The following is a 13,324-nucleotide window of genomic DNA, read 5'->3' on the forward strand; positions in this document are numbered from 1 at the left end:
GTGGTCTCCTGACAGTGGCATGCCCGGCGTGTTTCCGCCGGTGCAAGGGATCGATGCGGGCCTAGCGGCGCAGGCCGAGCAGGTCGCGCGCAATGACCCAGCGATGCACTTCGCTGGGACCTTCGTAGATGCGCATCAGCCGGGTCTCGTTGGCCATCTGCTGCAGCGGCAGCTCCTTGGTCATGCCCATCGCGCCGAAGGTCTGCATGGCCTGGTCGATCACGTCCCAGGCCATTTCGGTGGCGAACACCTTGATCATCGACACCTGCGTGCGGGCTTCGTCTCCGGCGTCGATACGGGTGGCGGCTTCGTAGGTCATCAGCCGGCAGGCGTGGATGCGCGTGGCGGCGTCGGCCACCCACCACTGGATCGCCTGGCGCTGCGCCAGCGGCGCGCCGAAGGTCTGCCGCTGCGGTGCGTATTCGCAGATCATGTCGAGCGCGCGCTGGGCGCGCCCGATGCACCACGCCGCCATCTGCACGCGGCGCGTCGACAGCCGCGCCTGCATCGGCGCGAAGCCTTGCCCCTCGGCGCCGAGCAGTTGCGTGGCGGGGATGCGGCAGTCTTCCAGCACCACTTCATAAGTCGAGGCGCCGCCGATCATCGGGATGCGCCGCTCGACCCGCAGGCCGGGGGTGCCGCGCTCGACGATAAAGGCCGAGATGCCGCCGCGCGCGCCACGGGCCTTGTCGGTCACGGCCATGACGATGGTCCAGTCGGCGCGCGCCGCGCGGCTGATCCAGATCTTGCGCCCGTTCAGCACCCAGTGGTCGCCATCGCGTTCGGCGCGCGTGGCCATCATGGCCGGATCGCCGCCGGCGCCCGGTTCCGAGATGGCGATGGCCGACACGGTCTCGCCGCGGGCATACGGCGCCAGGTAGCGCTCGCGCTGGGCCGCGCTCGCGGTCAGCATCAGCATGCGCAGGTTGGGCGAATCCGGCGGCAGGTCATAGGGGGTGATGGTCTTGCCCAGTTCTTCGTTGACGCCCACCATCGCCACCGTCGGCAGGTCGGAGCCGCCCAGCTCGGCGGGGGCGTCCAGGCCCCACAGGCCCAGCTCGCGCGACATCGCGTCCAGGCGTGCCTGCTCTTCTGGCAGCAGCGCCATCTGGCCGCCGGCGGCTTCGCGCGCCAGCACCGTGGGTTCCAGCGGGATCAGCTGCTCGCGCACGAAACGCGCGACCAGCTCCTTGAGCATCCGGTGTTCTTCGTCGAGGTCGAAATGCATGGCGGTGTTCTCGGCTGTTTATCGGGATCGGCGCGCATCCTGCGCCATGGCCAGTTCGCACAGGACCTCCTCGGTGTGCTCGCCCAGCGCCGGCGCATGGCGGCGCAGCGACAGCGGCGTGGCCGAGAAGCGCGTGGCCGGGCGCAGTTCGCGCAGGGGGCCCTCGGTAGGGTGGTGCGTTGGCTGGAACAGCCCGACCGCTTGCAGGTGCGGATGGTCGGCCAGGGCATCGAGGCCGTAGATCGGCGTGGCCGGAATGTCGAGCGACTCGAACAGCTGCATCCATTCGCCCGTTGTGCGTGCCGGCGTCAGTTCGGCCAGGTGGCCGTACAGCGCGCGGATATTGGCGTTGCGCTGCGCGCGGTCGCCCACGTCGTAGCGCTCGGCCAGGTCGTTGCGGCCCACCGCGCGGAAGAAGGCCTGCCAGTGGCGTCCGGTGTAGGGTAGCGCGCAGATCCAGCCGTCGCGGGTCGGCGCGGGGCGCCGCCCGCCTTGCAGCAGGCGGGCATAGCCGGCGCCGGCCGGTGGCGGGTCGAAGGTCAGGCCGCCCAGATGCTCGGTCATCACGAAGGCAGTCATGGTTTCCAGCATCGGCACCTCGACCATCTGGCCCACGCCGTGGCGCTCGCGGTACAGCAGCGCGGCCAGCACGGCATTGGCCAGCGCCAGCCCGGTGGTCTTGTCGGCGAGCAGGCTGGGCACGTATTGCGGGCGCTCGCCGCCGGCGCAGCCCAGCGCGACCAGGCCGCAGCCGGCCTGGATGATGTCGTCGAAGGCGGGCTTGTCGCGGTGCGGGCCGTCCTGGCCGAAACCGGTGGCCAGGCAGTAGACGATGCGCGGGTTGATGCGCGCCACCTCGGCATAGCCGAAGCCCAGCCGCTCGATCGCGGCAACGCGCATGTTGTGCACCAGCACGTCGGCGCCGGCGATCAGGCCGCGCAGCGCCGCCGCGCCCTCGGCGGTCTTCAGGTCGAGCACCACCGAGCGCTTGTTGCGGTTCAGCGCCAGGTAGATGGAACTCATGCCGGCATGCTGCGACACGCCATTGGCGCGCATCAGGTCGCCTTCGGGGCCTTCGACCTTGATCACGTCGGCACCGAAGTCGGCCAGCACCTGCGTCGCCAGCGGGCCGAGCACGACCGCGGTCAGGTCGAGCACGCGGATGCCGTCGAGCGGGCCGGCGGGTGCCGCGCGCTTGTCTGCTTCGCTCATGGATCTCTCCTTCAACGGCGCCGGAACACGGGGGCGCGGCGCGCGGCCATGGCGGCGACGCCCTCGCGGAAATCCTCGCTGCGGAACTGTCCGCGCTGGATCGCCAGTTCGCGCTGGTTGACCTCGGCAATGCGGTCGGCCAGGCCGTCGCGCAGGGTGGCGCGCGTGGTTTCCACCGCCAGCGGGGCCGAGGCGGCGATCTCCTGCGCCAGCGCCATGGCGCGCGCGTCGACCTCGTCCCCGGCCACCAGCTCGTCGGCAAGGCCGATCCTGACCGCCTCGGTCCCGGTGATGCGCCGGCCGGTGTAGAACAGCAGCGCTGCCTGCTGCTCGCCCACCAGGCGCGGCAGCGTCAGGCTCAGGCCGAAGCCGGGGTGGAAGCCGAGCCGGTTGAAGTTGGCGCTGAAGCGGGCCTCGGCGCAGGTCACGCGGAAATCCGCCACCAGCGCCAGCCCGAGCCCCGCGCCGATGGCGGCGCCTGCCACCGCGGCGACGATGGGCTTGCGGTTGCGGTACAGCTTCATCGCATGCACGTAGAAGGCGGCGGGGTCGCTGGCGACTTCGCCCTGGCCGGCGCCGCTGAAGTCGGCGCCGGCGCAGAACGCGCCGACGCCCGAGGCCAGCACGATGGCGCGGCAGTGGTGGTGGTCGTCCAGGGCCAGCAAGGTGTCGGCGAGGCGCCGCATCACGTCGACATCGACAAAGTTGTGCGGCGGGCGGGACAGCACCACGCGGGCCACGTGGCCGTCGCGGGTGACATGGATCTCGGCATCGGATGACATGCGGGGGGTGCTCCTCTGTGGTCGGCCGGCTCGGGGCCGCGTGCCCACAGTATTCGCGCCGCGCTGCCGCACCGCTATACTCGAATTTCACTTACTGAAATTGCCAGCGATGCCTGACGCCATCCCGCCCCAGGGATCCAGCCGCAGCGTGACCCATCGGACCGGCCGCTTTACCCGGGACACCGCGGGCAGCCAGTCGCTGGAGCGCGGGCTGGTGCTGCTGCGCGCCTTCCGCGTCGGCACCACCAGCCTGACCAATGCCGAACTGGCCGCGCGCACCGGCCTGCCGCGTCCGACCGTGAGCCGGCTGACGCGCTCGCTGGTCGATGCCGGCTTCCTGCGCTACGACGTCAACGAACGCGCCTACCGGCTCGCGCCGGTGGTGCTGAGCCTGGCGGATGCCTTCCACCAGTCCAGCCGCGCGCCGGAGATTGCGTTGCCGCTGATGCGCAAGGTGGCCGAGGCCGGTAAGGTCAACGTGGGACTGGCGGTGGGGGACCAGCTGGAGATGGTGTACCTGGCGTCGATCCGGCACAGCCGCGACAGCGTGTCGCGCACGCGCCGCGTGGTGCCGGGCTCGCGCGTGCCGATGGAGCTGACCGCGATCGGCCTGTCATGGCTGGCGGCGCAGCCGGAGGAGGTGCGCAGGGACCTGCTGGCCGGTATCGCCGCCCGCCAGGGCGAGGCCTGGCCCGGCATGCGCGCGCGTGTGCTGCGCGGCATCGCGCAGGCCCAGCGGCACGGCCATTGCACCGCGGCCTACCAGCCGGGGCATCTGCTGGCCGTGGGCGCGGCGTTTTCCGGCCCGGACCAGCAGCTGTATGGGCTGAATATCAGCTACCCGTTCAACGACACCGAGCGCCGCCGCGACCACGCCCGCTATGCCGCGCAGCTGGAGCGGCTGGTGGCCGAGATCCAGCAAGCCTGGCGGCGCGCCGCGGGCTAGCCGCGTCAGTACACCGGCGGCATGCCTTCCGGGCGGTTCTTGAAGCGCCGGTGGATCCAGTAATACTGCTCCGGCATGGTGGCGATCTGGGCTTCGAGGAAGGCGTTCATGCGGCGCGAGTCCTCTTCGACGCTGCCGGAGGGAAAGCCCTCCAGCGGGTCGAATACGCGCAGCCGGTAGCCGCGGTAGTCGGGCAGCACTTCGGTGGTGAACGGCACCACGCGCGCGCCGGTCAGGCTGGCCAGGCGCGAGGCCGAGGTCAGCGTGCACGCCGGCACGCCGAAGAACGGCACGAACACAGAATCGTTGATGCCGAAGTCCATGTCCGCGGCCAGCATCACCGGGCAGCCGGCGCGCAGCGTGCGCACCACCTGCTTGCCGCTGCCGTTGCGCGGGATCATCTCGGCGCCGAAGCGCCCGCGCTGGGTGCGCGAGATCTGCTCCAGCAGCGGGCTCGACATGCGCGTGTACAGCGATGCCACCGGGTGGCGCATCGAATAGAACATGCAGCCGGCCTCGATGCCGACGAAATGAAAGCCCATGAAGATGGTCGGATGCTCCGCGCACGAGGCCAGGTCGATGCGCGAATCCAGCTCTACCAGCTTGCCCAGCCGCTCGGCGTTGCCGAACCACTGCACGCCGCGCTCCAGGTAGCTGCGCAGCACATGGCCGAAGTGGTCGCGCGCCAGCCGCTCGCGCTCGCCCGGGTCCATGTCCGGGAAGCACAGCGCCAGGTTGGTATGGACGATGCGCCGGCGGCGGCTGGGGATGCGGTACAGCAGCTTGCCAAGGGCATCGCCGAGGCGGGCGGTCACGCCATAGGGCAAGGCGGCAAAGAGCTTGAAGGCGGCGATGGTGAGCGCAGCCTGGAGCTGGTGCGTCATGAAGATCCTGGGGGCGGCAGCGGCGGTCGGGGCGGACCCGCGGACAGGCGGCTGCGCGGCAATGGTTCGGCGCCAAAGGGGTGGCGAGCGGCAAGCGCGCGCTACGCTGGCGCGCCATCCCCGCGGCGCCCGGTTGCGGGCCGCTGGAGTGCGCTATGCGTCGCTGCGCAGCTTTGTGCTGAGGGCGCACTGTAGCACGATGGCAGGGGGCCAGGAATGGCCGTTACGACCGGTATCAAACCGGCAACAGAAGTCGGTTGCGCAACCTCACCGCGCGGGGATAGCGAGCGGATAGTGCGGACCCGGCGCGGCCTGACAGCAAAACCGGCCGGGGCAACGCGCACGGCGCGGGGCCGTCAGCGTTGCTTCAACTCGCCGAGGTAGTAATTGACCTCGGCCAGCAGCGCCGTGTGGAATTCGGCCGGCAGCACGTGATCGTCGGTCAGCGACAGCAACTGGTCGATGCGCTGCCGGAACTGCCGCTGGGCGCTGGCGCGCGCATCGGGCGGCAGCGCCACCGCCATGGCGCACAGCATCTCGCGCATCACCAGCAGCCGGGCGCCGTACTGGATCATGGCGTCGCCCTGGGTCTTGAGGTTCTGCGCAAGCTGTTCCGGCATGCCCTTGCGCGGCGCGCCGGCGCCGGACGGCGCCGGCGGCGGCTCGGCGCGGGCCTTGCCGCCGGCCTCGGGCGCGGGTGTGCCCAGCATCTTGCCGAGCATGGGGATCTTGAACATGGGCGAGGCTCCGGATGCGCCGGGGGCGGGGTGGTCGGGTGCATCCATCATGGAAGGGTGCGGGTGGCCGGACTGTGCGGCAGCAGACAATGGAGCCGGTGCGGCACCGGCGCGGCACCGGCGCTCATGCGCCGGCGGGTCCGGATTTGCGGCACTTGCCCGCGCGTGCCGGCGGCAGGCACAGGCCGCAGGTGTAGCGCTGGCGCGCATCGTGGGCGCACACCACGAACTCGCCGCGGCAGCACTGGCAGCGCGCCAGCCGCAACATGCCGCGCTCATAGAAGCGGACCAGCATCCAGGCGCGGGTAAAGCTGAGCTGGGCGGTCTCGCCGGTGGCGCTCAGGTGCTCGCGATACATGCGGAAGCCAGCCAGGGTGGCACGGATGCCGTCCAGGTGGCCGGCGCGGATCATGAAGCGGTAGGCGCCGAGTAGCATCGAGGCATGGGCGTTGGGGCGCCAGCTCAGGAACCAGTCGGTCGAGAACGGCAGCATCCCCTTGGGCGGCGACGCCCCGCAAAGCTCCTTGTACAGGCGGGTGAGCCGCTCGCGCGGCAGCGACACCTCCGCCTCCAGCACCTGCAGGCGCGCCCCCAGGCCGATCAATTCGATCGCGAGCCGGGTTTGCTCCAGGTCGTGCAGCATGCTTTTGCGGGCGGGGGCCGGTACAGGTGCAAGTAAAGGGCGGGAAGCCGCCGCGCCGGGGCCGCCAACGGCGGCGACAGGGTTTGCGTCCATGGTCTCCTCCTGCCGGGGCGTGCCACAGTGCGGCGTTGTCCGCCTGCGTCCCGCGGGTCCGGTTTTGCGTGATGGAGGACGATTCTTCGATCGCAGTCGGCTTATATCCGTGATTCTTGTCAACAATCGCAATTCCACGATCGACAGCATCAAGTTTGCCGGGGCCTGTTGTTGGCGCAATTTGTCGGTGTCCGGCACGCCATCCAGGACGACTGTAGGAGAAGCGCCCACAAGCTATCGGACAGACGCCGATTTAACGGTTCTGCCCATCGGCTACGCTGCAAGAACACCAACGACAGGGAGCAACCCATGGCTGCAAACTTCCTGATCAGGCAGACCGCTCAGGGCTGGGAACTGACGGTCGAAAGCGCGCGCAAGGGCCTGGTCCAATGCGACGACCGCGACGTCGCCGTCAACATCGGCATGGCCGCGGCCAAGCGGCGCGGTGTGGTGCTGATCGTGCATGAAGACGAGGACGATGCCCCGCGCGGCCTCACTCCCCTGGCCGCATGACGAGGTAACCCCAGAGGCAATCCCGCGGCAACCCGGTTGCGTGACAAAGGCGGGCGCCCTTTACCGGTGGCGCCCGCCTTTGCTTTGGCGCGCGGCGCGCGGCAGGCGTGCCGTCCTCCATGCCCGCCAATGGTATGGAACTTGCGCCCCGGTGACTGGCGGCGCGGCCCGCCGGGCCGCGCCGGAAGCTCAACCCTTGGAGACAGCGATGCATCCATTCCGAAATGAAGGCGGCGGCTCCTGGTGGCGCGAGGACCGCGACGCCGATGAATCCCGCCGCAATCGCGGCGACCCACGCGGCGGCGACCCGCGCGGCGGCGATCCGGGCGGCTACGGCGAGGGGCGCTACGGCCAGCGCGGCGGCCCCGCGCGCGACTACGGCGAAGGCCGCTATGAAGGCCGCCAGCGACACGACAGCGACGTGCGCGAGTCCGGCTACTACGGCGGCCGCTCCAGCCCGGCGCAGCGCGTCTGGGAAACCTCCGCCCGGCGCCCGCCATGGGAAGAGGACGAAGCCTGGCGCCGCGGCAGCGAGGTGCGCGACGAGTGGGGCGACAGCGGCGGCGACAGCCGCGGCAATGCGTCGCGCGAGATGCCGCGCGGGCGCGACCGCGTCGGGCCCAAGGGCTACCAGCGCAGCGACGAGCGCATCCGCGAGGACATCTGCGAACGGCTCGCGCATGCGCGCCATGTCGATGTGCGCGAGGTGGAAGTCGAAGTGCAGGGCGGCGTGGTGCGCCTGACCGGCAACGTGCGCGACCGGCGCCAGAAGTACTGCATCGAGGACATCGTCGACGATGTCTTCGGCGTGCGGGAGATCCATAACGCGGTGCGCCTGGGCGCGCCGGGCGCGTTCGGCGTGTCGGGGATCACCGAAGGATCGCAGTCTGGCGGGCAGGCCGGAGCGCAGTCCGACGGGTCCGGCCAGGGGCGCGTCAGCGGCATCAGCAGTTCAGGCAGTGCCACGGGCTCCAGCGCCAGCAGCTATGGCGGCGGCATGGAAACCGGCAGCGGCGGTCCCGGCCAGGGACGCGACGGCACCGGCGGCACCACGCGCATGGGCTGATGCGGAATTACGGCGCCGGCGGCTTGTCCGCCGGTGCTGCCGGGGCGCTCCCCGGCGCGTGCTGCGGCTCGGCCATGCGGCGATGCTGCTCGGCCAGCACGTCGGCGGGCGTCACCATGGCGATGGCGGCGCGCAGCTTGTTCTGCCAGCCCGGCACCACCTCGCCCTCGCCGCGCATCATGGCATCGAAACCGATCCGCGCCACCTCGGCGGGATCGGCCTTTTTCTGCTGGCCGAGCCGGGTATCGAGCAAATCCGCGCGTTCGAAGAAATCGGTTTCGGTGGCGCCGGGCATCAGGCAGGTGACCGACACGCCGGTGTGCCGCAGCTCGTGCCGCAGCGCGTAGGAGAAGGAGTCCAGGAAGGCCTTGGTTGCGTTGTACACGGCCTGGCAGGTGCCCGGGACGAAACCGGCGATCGATCCCGTGATCAGGATGCGCCCCTCGTGCTGCGCGCGCATGAGCTGCCCGACCCGGTGCAGCAGGTGCAGGGTGCCGGTCACGTTGGTCTCCACCACGCGCTGGATTGCCGCGAAGTCCTGGTCCAGGAAGGCGTGGCCCAGGCCGCGGCCGGCGTTGGCGCACAGCACGTCGACGCGGCGGCTGCCCAGTGCCGCGCAGACCTGTTCGACGCCGTCGGGCGTGGACCGGTCCGCCAGCAGCGCCGTGACCTCGGCGCCTTGGTCGCGCAGTTGCCTGGCGGCGACCTCGATCTGCGGCTCGTCCGCGGCAATCACCAGGTCATAGCCACGCTGCACGCAGCAGCGCGCCAGTTCGTAGCCGATGCCGGACGACGCCCCGGTGACGACGGCAAGCAGGCCGGTGCGGCGAAGCGAAGTGTCAGGCACCGCATGTCCTCTGGGGTTTGTGGCGAGTTTTTACTGTGGCGTTGTAAGGATTAGCGACGCATCACCCTACGCGCCGCCAGGTGCGCACGCCCATCCAGACCCCCAGCAGCGCCACCAGCGTGACCAACACCGCCAGCGTCACCGCGGTGCCGGGGCCGAGCCCGCCGAACCACGCATAGGCATCGGAACGGCGCCACAGCGCCCAGGCCAGGGTGGCGGTGGCCACCACCAGCGCGGTCTGCGTCAGCGCATCGACCACGCGCATCACGCCGCGCGCCGTGCCGGCAAGCGGATCGCGCCGGGCTTCTGAAGCGGTAATTTCGGGGTCTTCCATGGCAAGGGTTTGCAAAGGGAATGCGTGGGACGTGCAAGTCCCGTTCCCGCTCCGCGCCCCGGTTGCCCGACGGCCGGGAGGGCCTTAGAACACCCCCAGGCCGAGCCCCGCGGCCAGGCCCTCGCCAAGCTCGGCGCACCGCGCCAGGTCGGCGGCTTCGATCTGCTTGGGGGCGAGGATGCGCTCCGGCGTCTGCGCATGCGTGCAGACGATCAGGCCGGGCGCGACGCGGTTCAGGCGCCAGCCGGTGGCGATGCGCTCGAGCTGGCGCAGCGCGTTCTGGCCGTCGCTGCCGGCGCAGATCATGGCGGCGTATGGCCGGCCGTTGATGCGGTCCAGCGCGGGGTAATAGCAGCGGTCGAAGAAGTCCTTCATCATGCCCGCGATCGCGGCCAGGTTCTCCGGGGTGGCGAACAGGTAGCCGTCGGCGGCCAGCACATCGTCGGGGCCGGCCTCGGCGGCGGTCTTGAGCACGACCGTGACGCCGGGCTGCCGGCGTGCTGCATCAGCGGCGGCCGCGGCCATCTGGCGCGTGCCGCCGGTCATGGTGTGGTAGACGATCAGCAGCGTTTTCATGCGGGCGGTAGGGCTTGCGCGGCCATGTGCCGCGCCCGGGCACTGTATCACGCCGCTGCCGACGCCTCTCCACTCCCTCAGTCGAGCGTCACCCCCGTATCAGCCGTCAGCTTCAGCACCACCGGCAGGTAGGCCTTGTAGGCCGCCTCGGCCTGCGCCGGGGTGGTGCCGAGCGGCTCCGCGCCCATGTCGACGATGCGCCGCTGCATGTCGGCGCTGGCGACCAGGCTCGCGGTTTCGCGGCCGAGGCGGTCGATGACGTCCTGCGGCGTCCTGGCGGGCGCCATCAGCGTGATCGGGCCGGTCAGGCGGAACGGCTCGTCGGCGTAGCCGGCCTCGGTGAAGGTGGGCACGTCCGGCAGCGCCTGTGCGCGACGCGTGCCGGTGACCGCGAGCGGACGCAGCTTGCCGGTGGCGAAATGCTGCTTGAGCGCGGTCACCGAGCCCACCGTCACGTTGACCTGGCCGGCCAGCAGGTCGGTCACCATCGGCCCTTCGCCGCGGTAGGGCACGTGCAGCATGTCGACCTGGTATTGCCTGGCGAAATAGGTCTGGATGGTATGCGGCTGCGTGCCCGCGCCCCATGAGCCCATGCGCAGCTTGCCGGGCGAGGCCTTGGCATAGGCCAGCAGTTCGGCGACGGTCCTGGCCGGCACGCTGCTGTTGACCGCCAGCACCGTGCGCGCGGTGGCGATGTCGGAGACCGGGCGCAGGTCGGTGCGCGGGTCGTAGGGCAGCTTCTTGTACAGGGCCAGGTTGGAAGTGATCGGGCCCGGAATGGTCATCAGCAGGGTGTAGCCGTCCGGCGCCGCCTTGGCGACATAGTCGGTGCCGATGATGCCGCCGGCGCCGCCCTTGTTCTCGACCACCACGGTCTTGCCGAGCTGGCGCGACAGGCCGTCGCCGACGGCGCGCGCCAGCGTGTCGGTAAGGCCGCCCGGCGGATAGGCGACGATCAGGTGGATGGGCTTGGCCGGGTAGGCGCCCTGTGCCGGGGCGGCCACGGGCGCGACGGCGAGCGCCGCGATGCCGAGCCAGGGCAGCGCGGTCCGCAGCAGCCTGCCGCGCAGCCACGGCGAAAAACGGGCAACGGTCTTCATGATGGCGTGGTCTCCTGTTTTATGCGATGTCACGGTTTGCCTTTGCGCGGACGCTGTGCGTTCGTACGCTAGTCCAGCTTGATGCCGCGCGCCTGGATCAGCTTGCCCCATTTGCCGATCTCCTGGTCGATGAAGGCCGAGAACGCGCTGCCGCGCTCGGGATGCGGCTCCAGGCCCAGGCCAAGCAGCTTGTTGCGCGTTTGCGCATCGGCCAGCACGGCCGACGCCTCGCGGTTGAGGCGCTCGGTGACGGCGGGCGGCGTGCCGGCCGGCGCGACCAGCCCGAACCAGCCGTAGCCGACCATGCCCGGATAGCCCTGTTCGGCGAAGGTGGGCGCATCGGGATAGACCGGCGTGCGCTGCTCCGACGCCACCGCCAGCACGCGCAGCTTGCCGGCCTTGATAAAGGGCAGCGCCGAGGTGATGGCGGTCAGCGTGGCGTCGGCACGGCCGGCCAGCAACTCGGTGTAGGCGGTGGCGTCGCCGCGGTAGTGGACGCTCAGCAGCTTGAACTTGCCGACCTGCCCGAACAGTTCGGCGCTCAGGTGCGGGCCCGAGCCGGCGCCCGGCGAGGCCACCGTCACGCCGTCGGGCTTGTCCCTGGCCATACGCACGAAGTCGGCCACCGTGCGCGCCGGCGAGCTGGCATTGACGATCAGGAAGATCGGCCCCAGCACGCGCGGCCCCACCGCGACGAAGTCCTTGTGTACGTCATAGCGCTGCGCGATGCCGGCGGCGGTGTTGATGGCGAAGGGCGCGGCCGCCCACAGCAGCGTATAGCCGTCCGGCGCGGCATGCGCCACCTGCTCCGTGGCCAGGCGCGTGCCGGCGCCGGGCTTGTTCTCGACCACCACCTGCTGGCCGAGCTTGCCGCTCAGCGCCTCGGCCAGGATGCGCGCCGAGATGTCGTTGGAGCCGCCTGCGCCGTAGGGCGACACCAGCTTGACCGGCCGCGACGGATAGGTTTGCGCCTGCGTCGGGCTGCCCAGGCACAGCAGCGCCACGCCGGCCGTCAGCACGGCCCGGGCGAAGACTATGGTTCGCTTCATGATGCTTCCTTGATGTGGCGGATGGCGGGGTAGCGGAAGGTGCGTTCCAGGTGCGCGCGGCCGGGGACGTACAGGCGCAATGCCACGTAGAACGGTTCGGGCGGCGCAGGCAGCCAGTTGCCGGTATCGGCGGCGTCCGCCGGCGCGCGCGCGCCCAGCACGATGCGCAGGCTGCCATCCGGCGCCGCGCGCAGGCCTGGCGAGCGGTCACCGAGCGAATAGCGCTGCAGCGGATTTTCCGCCAGCATGCAGTCCGATTTCCGGTACATGGTCAGCGACCAGAACGCGCCCACCTGCGGCAGCCCTTGCGCGGGGAACACCAGTTCGTACTGGTGCGTGCCGTCCAGCGGCAGGCCGTCGGCATCGCGATCGGCCATCAGGTACATGGCTTCCTCGATCCCCAGCGCGCCGATGTAGTTGCGCGCCACCTCGGCGCGCAGCGCGTATTGCGCGCCGAACGAAGTGCGGATTTCCACCGGCAGGGACCAGCCGCCGCCCAGCGCGGAAGCTTTGGGCGCGGACAGTTCGGCATCGACGTGCGCCAGCGCGGCTGCCAGCGCAGTGCGTTGCGCCGGCGTCAGCGGCGTCGCGCTGCCGATGCCGGCGGTGGCGAAGCTGCGCACCAGGTCCGCTTCGGCGGCGGGCGGCGGGTTCTCGGCCAGCATGCGCCGGATGATGGCGGCGTAGCGGTCCGGGTCGCCAGGGCGCTCGCCGGCATGCATGCCGGCGTCGATCACGCTCGCGGCGGCGGTGCCGTCGGGCCGCCGCAGGCGGATGCCGTCCTGCAAGGCATGCGCGCCAGCCAGGTCGGCTTCGCCGTCGGCCAGGATGCGGCCGATGATCCAGACCGCATCGGTGGGGCAGGGCAGCGGCGTGGCGCCGGCCGGCACCTCGCCGCGCCAGGCCGGCCCGTGCAGCAGCCAGGTGCCGCCTTGCATGCCGGTGGTGCGGGTGCCGATGTAGCCGAACGGGTTGGTATAGGCGTCGAGCAGCCCGAGCACGTAGTAGCGGCCGTGGCAGTCCGGCACGTCGAGCAGCAGCGGGCCGCGCGACAGGTCGAGCCAGGCGTTGGTGTAGAGCGTGTCGTTGTTCGGTGTGACCACCTGCCGGTGTTGCGGGCCGAGCAGCGCGCGCACGTGCGTGACGGTGTTGATCCAGCGCAGCGTGGAATCGGGGCCATCGCCGGCAAAGGTGCCGGCGCTGTCGCGGCGCGGGCAGGTGGCGGCGCGCATGCGCGCCATTTCATACAGCGGCAGCGTATAGCGCACCGCGTCGCGGGCGAGCGCGTCGAGGGAGTTGTCGTGGGTTGTCATG

General features: G+C 70.8%; 15 protein-coding genes. 3 read left to right on the forward strand and 12 right to left on the reverse strand.

The genetic code is table 11. From position 1 onward, the window contains the following. Positions 1-61 precede the first annotated feature (61 nt). From AC3FMM_RS10555 to AC3FMM_RS10565, 3 genes are read right to left on the reverse strand one after another with little or no spacing between them, the layout of a single operon-like run. Positions 62-1,228, reverse strand: coding sequence for an acyl-CoA dehydrogenase family protein (locus AC3FMM_RS10555; protein ID WP_116314178.1), 1,167 nt, complete (start codon positions 1,226-1,228; stop codon positions 62-64). A gap of 18 nt (positions 1,229-1,246) precedes the next feature. Continuing rightward, entirely contained in the window at positions 1,247-2,440 is a 1,194-nt protein-coding gene (locus tag AC3FMM_RS10560) for a CaiB/BaiF CoA transferase family protein (RefSeq protein WP_488686566.1), read from the reverse strand. A gap of 11 nt (positions 2,441-2,451) precedes the next feature. Beyond that, positions 2,452-3,222 (reverse strand): enoyl-CoA hydratase/isomerase family protein, encoded by a 771-nt coding sequence (locus AC3FMM_RS10565; protein WP_488686567.1) that lies wholly within the window; start codon positions 3,220-3,222, stop codon positions 2,452-2,454. 148 nt (positions 3,223-3,370) lie between these two features. Between AC3FMM_RS10565 and AC3FMM_RS10570 the strand changes: the two genes are divergently transcribed. Beyond that, positions 3,371-4,168: an IclR family transcriptional regulator gene (locus AC3FMM_RS10570; RefSeq protein ID WP_240987797.1), complete on the forward strand. Its 798-nt coding sequence runs from the start codon at positions 3,371-3,373 to the stop codon at positions 4,166-4,168. 5 nt (positions 4,169-4,173) lie between these two features. Here AC3FMM_RS10570 and AC3FMM_RS10575 read toward each other — a convergent pair whose 3' ends face one another. The 3 genes from AC3FMM_RS10575 to flhC all read right to left on the reverse strand — a co-directional run bounded on the left by AC3FMM_RS10575 (position 4,174) and on the right by flhC (position 6,432). Continuing rightward, entirely contained in the window at positions 4,174-5,052 is an 879-nt protein-coding gene (locus AC3FMM_RS10575) for a lipid A biosynthesis lauroyl acyltransferase (RefSeq protein WP_115713617.1), read from the reverse strand. Positions 5,053-5,408: 356 nt separating this feature from the next. After that, positions 5,409-5,789, reverse strand: a complete 381-nt coding sequence (locus tag AC3FMM_RS10580) for a hypothetical protein (RefSeq protein WP_116314182.1) — start codon at positions 5,787-5,789, stop codon at positions 5,409-5,411. A 124-nt stretch (positions 5,790-5,913) separates the two neighbouring features. Beyond that, positions 5,914-6,432, reverse strand: a complete 519-nt coding sequence (gene flhC / locus AC3FMM_RS10585) for a flagellar transcriptional regulator FlhC (protein WP_240987798.1) — start codon at positions 6,430-6,432, stop codon at positions 5,914-5,916. 402 nt (positions 6,433-6,834) lie between these two features. Between flhC and AC3FMM_RS10590 the strand changes: the two genes are divergently transcribed. Continuing rightward, positions 6,835-7,038: a hypothetical protein gene (locus tag AC3FMM_RS10590; protein WP_062803430.1), complete on the forward strand. Its 204-nt coding sequence runs from the start codon at positions 6,835-6,837 to the stop codon at positions 7,036-7,038. A 208-nt stretch (positions 7,039-7,246) separates the two neighbouring features. Then, positions 7,247-8,104: a BON domain-containing protein gene (locus tag AC3FMM_RS10595; protein WP_414247850.1), complete on the forward strand. Its 858-nt coding sequence runs from the start codon at positions 7,247-7,249 to the stop codon at positions 8,102-8,104. 7 nt (positions 8,105-8,111) lie between these two features. Here the strand turns inward: AC3FMM_RS10595 and AC3FMM_RS10600 are convergent, their stop codons facing one another. From AC3FMM_RS10600 to AC3FMM_RS10625, 6 genes are all read right to left on the reverse strand, one after another. Further along, positions 8,112-8,951 (reverse strand): SDR family NAD(P)-dependent oxidoreductase, encoded by an 840-nt coding sequence (locus AC3FMM_RS10600; RefSeq protein ID WP_488686568.1) that lies wholly within the window; start codon positions 8,949-8,951, stop codon positions 8,112-8,114. A 61-nt stretch (positions 8,952-9,012) separates the two neighbouring features. Then, positions 9,013-9,285 carry a hypothetical protein gene (locus AC3FMM_RS10605; RefSeq protein ID WP_062803427.1) on the reverse strand — a complete coding sequence of 91 codons (273 nt, stop codon included), beginning with the start codon at positions 9,283-9,285 and terminating at the stop codon, positions 9,013-9,015. A gap of 84 nt (positions 9,286-9,369) precedes the next feature. Next, entirely contained in the window at positions 9,370-9,861 is a 492-nt protein-coding gene (locus AC3FMM_RS10610; protein WP_115683345.1) for a flavodoxin family protein, read from the reverse strand. Between the two features lie 77 nt (positions 9,862-9,938). Beyond that, entirely contained in the window at positions 9,939-10,961 is a 1,023-nt protein-coding gene (locus tag AC3FMM_RS10615; protein ID WP_488686569.1) for a Bug family tripartite tricarboxylate transporter substrate binding protein, read from the reverse strand. A 68-nt stretch (positions 10,962-11,029) separates the two neighbouring features. After that, the gene (locus tag AC3FMM_RS10620) at positions 11,030-12,010 is read right to left on the reverse strand and encodes a Bug family tripartite tricarboxylate transporter substrate binding protein (RefSeq protein WP_326348716.1); all 981 of its coding nucleotides are present in this window, start codon (positions 12,008-12,010) and stop codon (positions 11,030-11,032) included. Further along, complete coding sequence (locus AC3FMM_RS10625; protein ID WP_326348717.1) at positions 12,007-13,323, reverse strand: DUF1254 domain-containing protein; 1,317 nt, start codon at positions 13,321-13,323, stop codon at positions 12,007-12,009. The genes AC3FMM_RS10620 and AC3FMM_RS10625 overlap by 4 nt, the downstream gene beginning before the upstream one ends. Position 13,324: the final 1 nt, after the last annotated feature.

The organism is Cupriavidus sp. 207A1 (genome assembly GCF_057798955.1).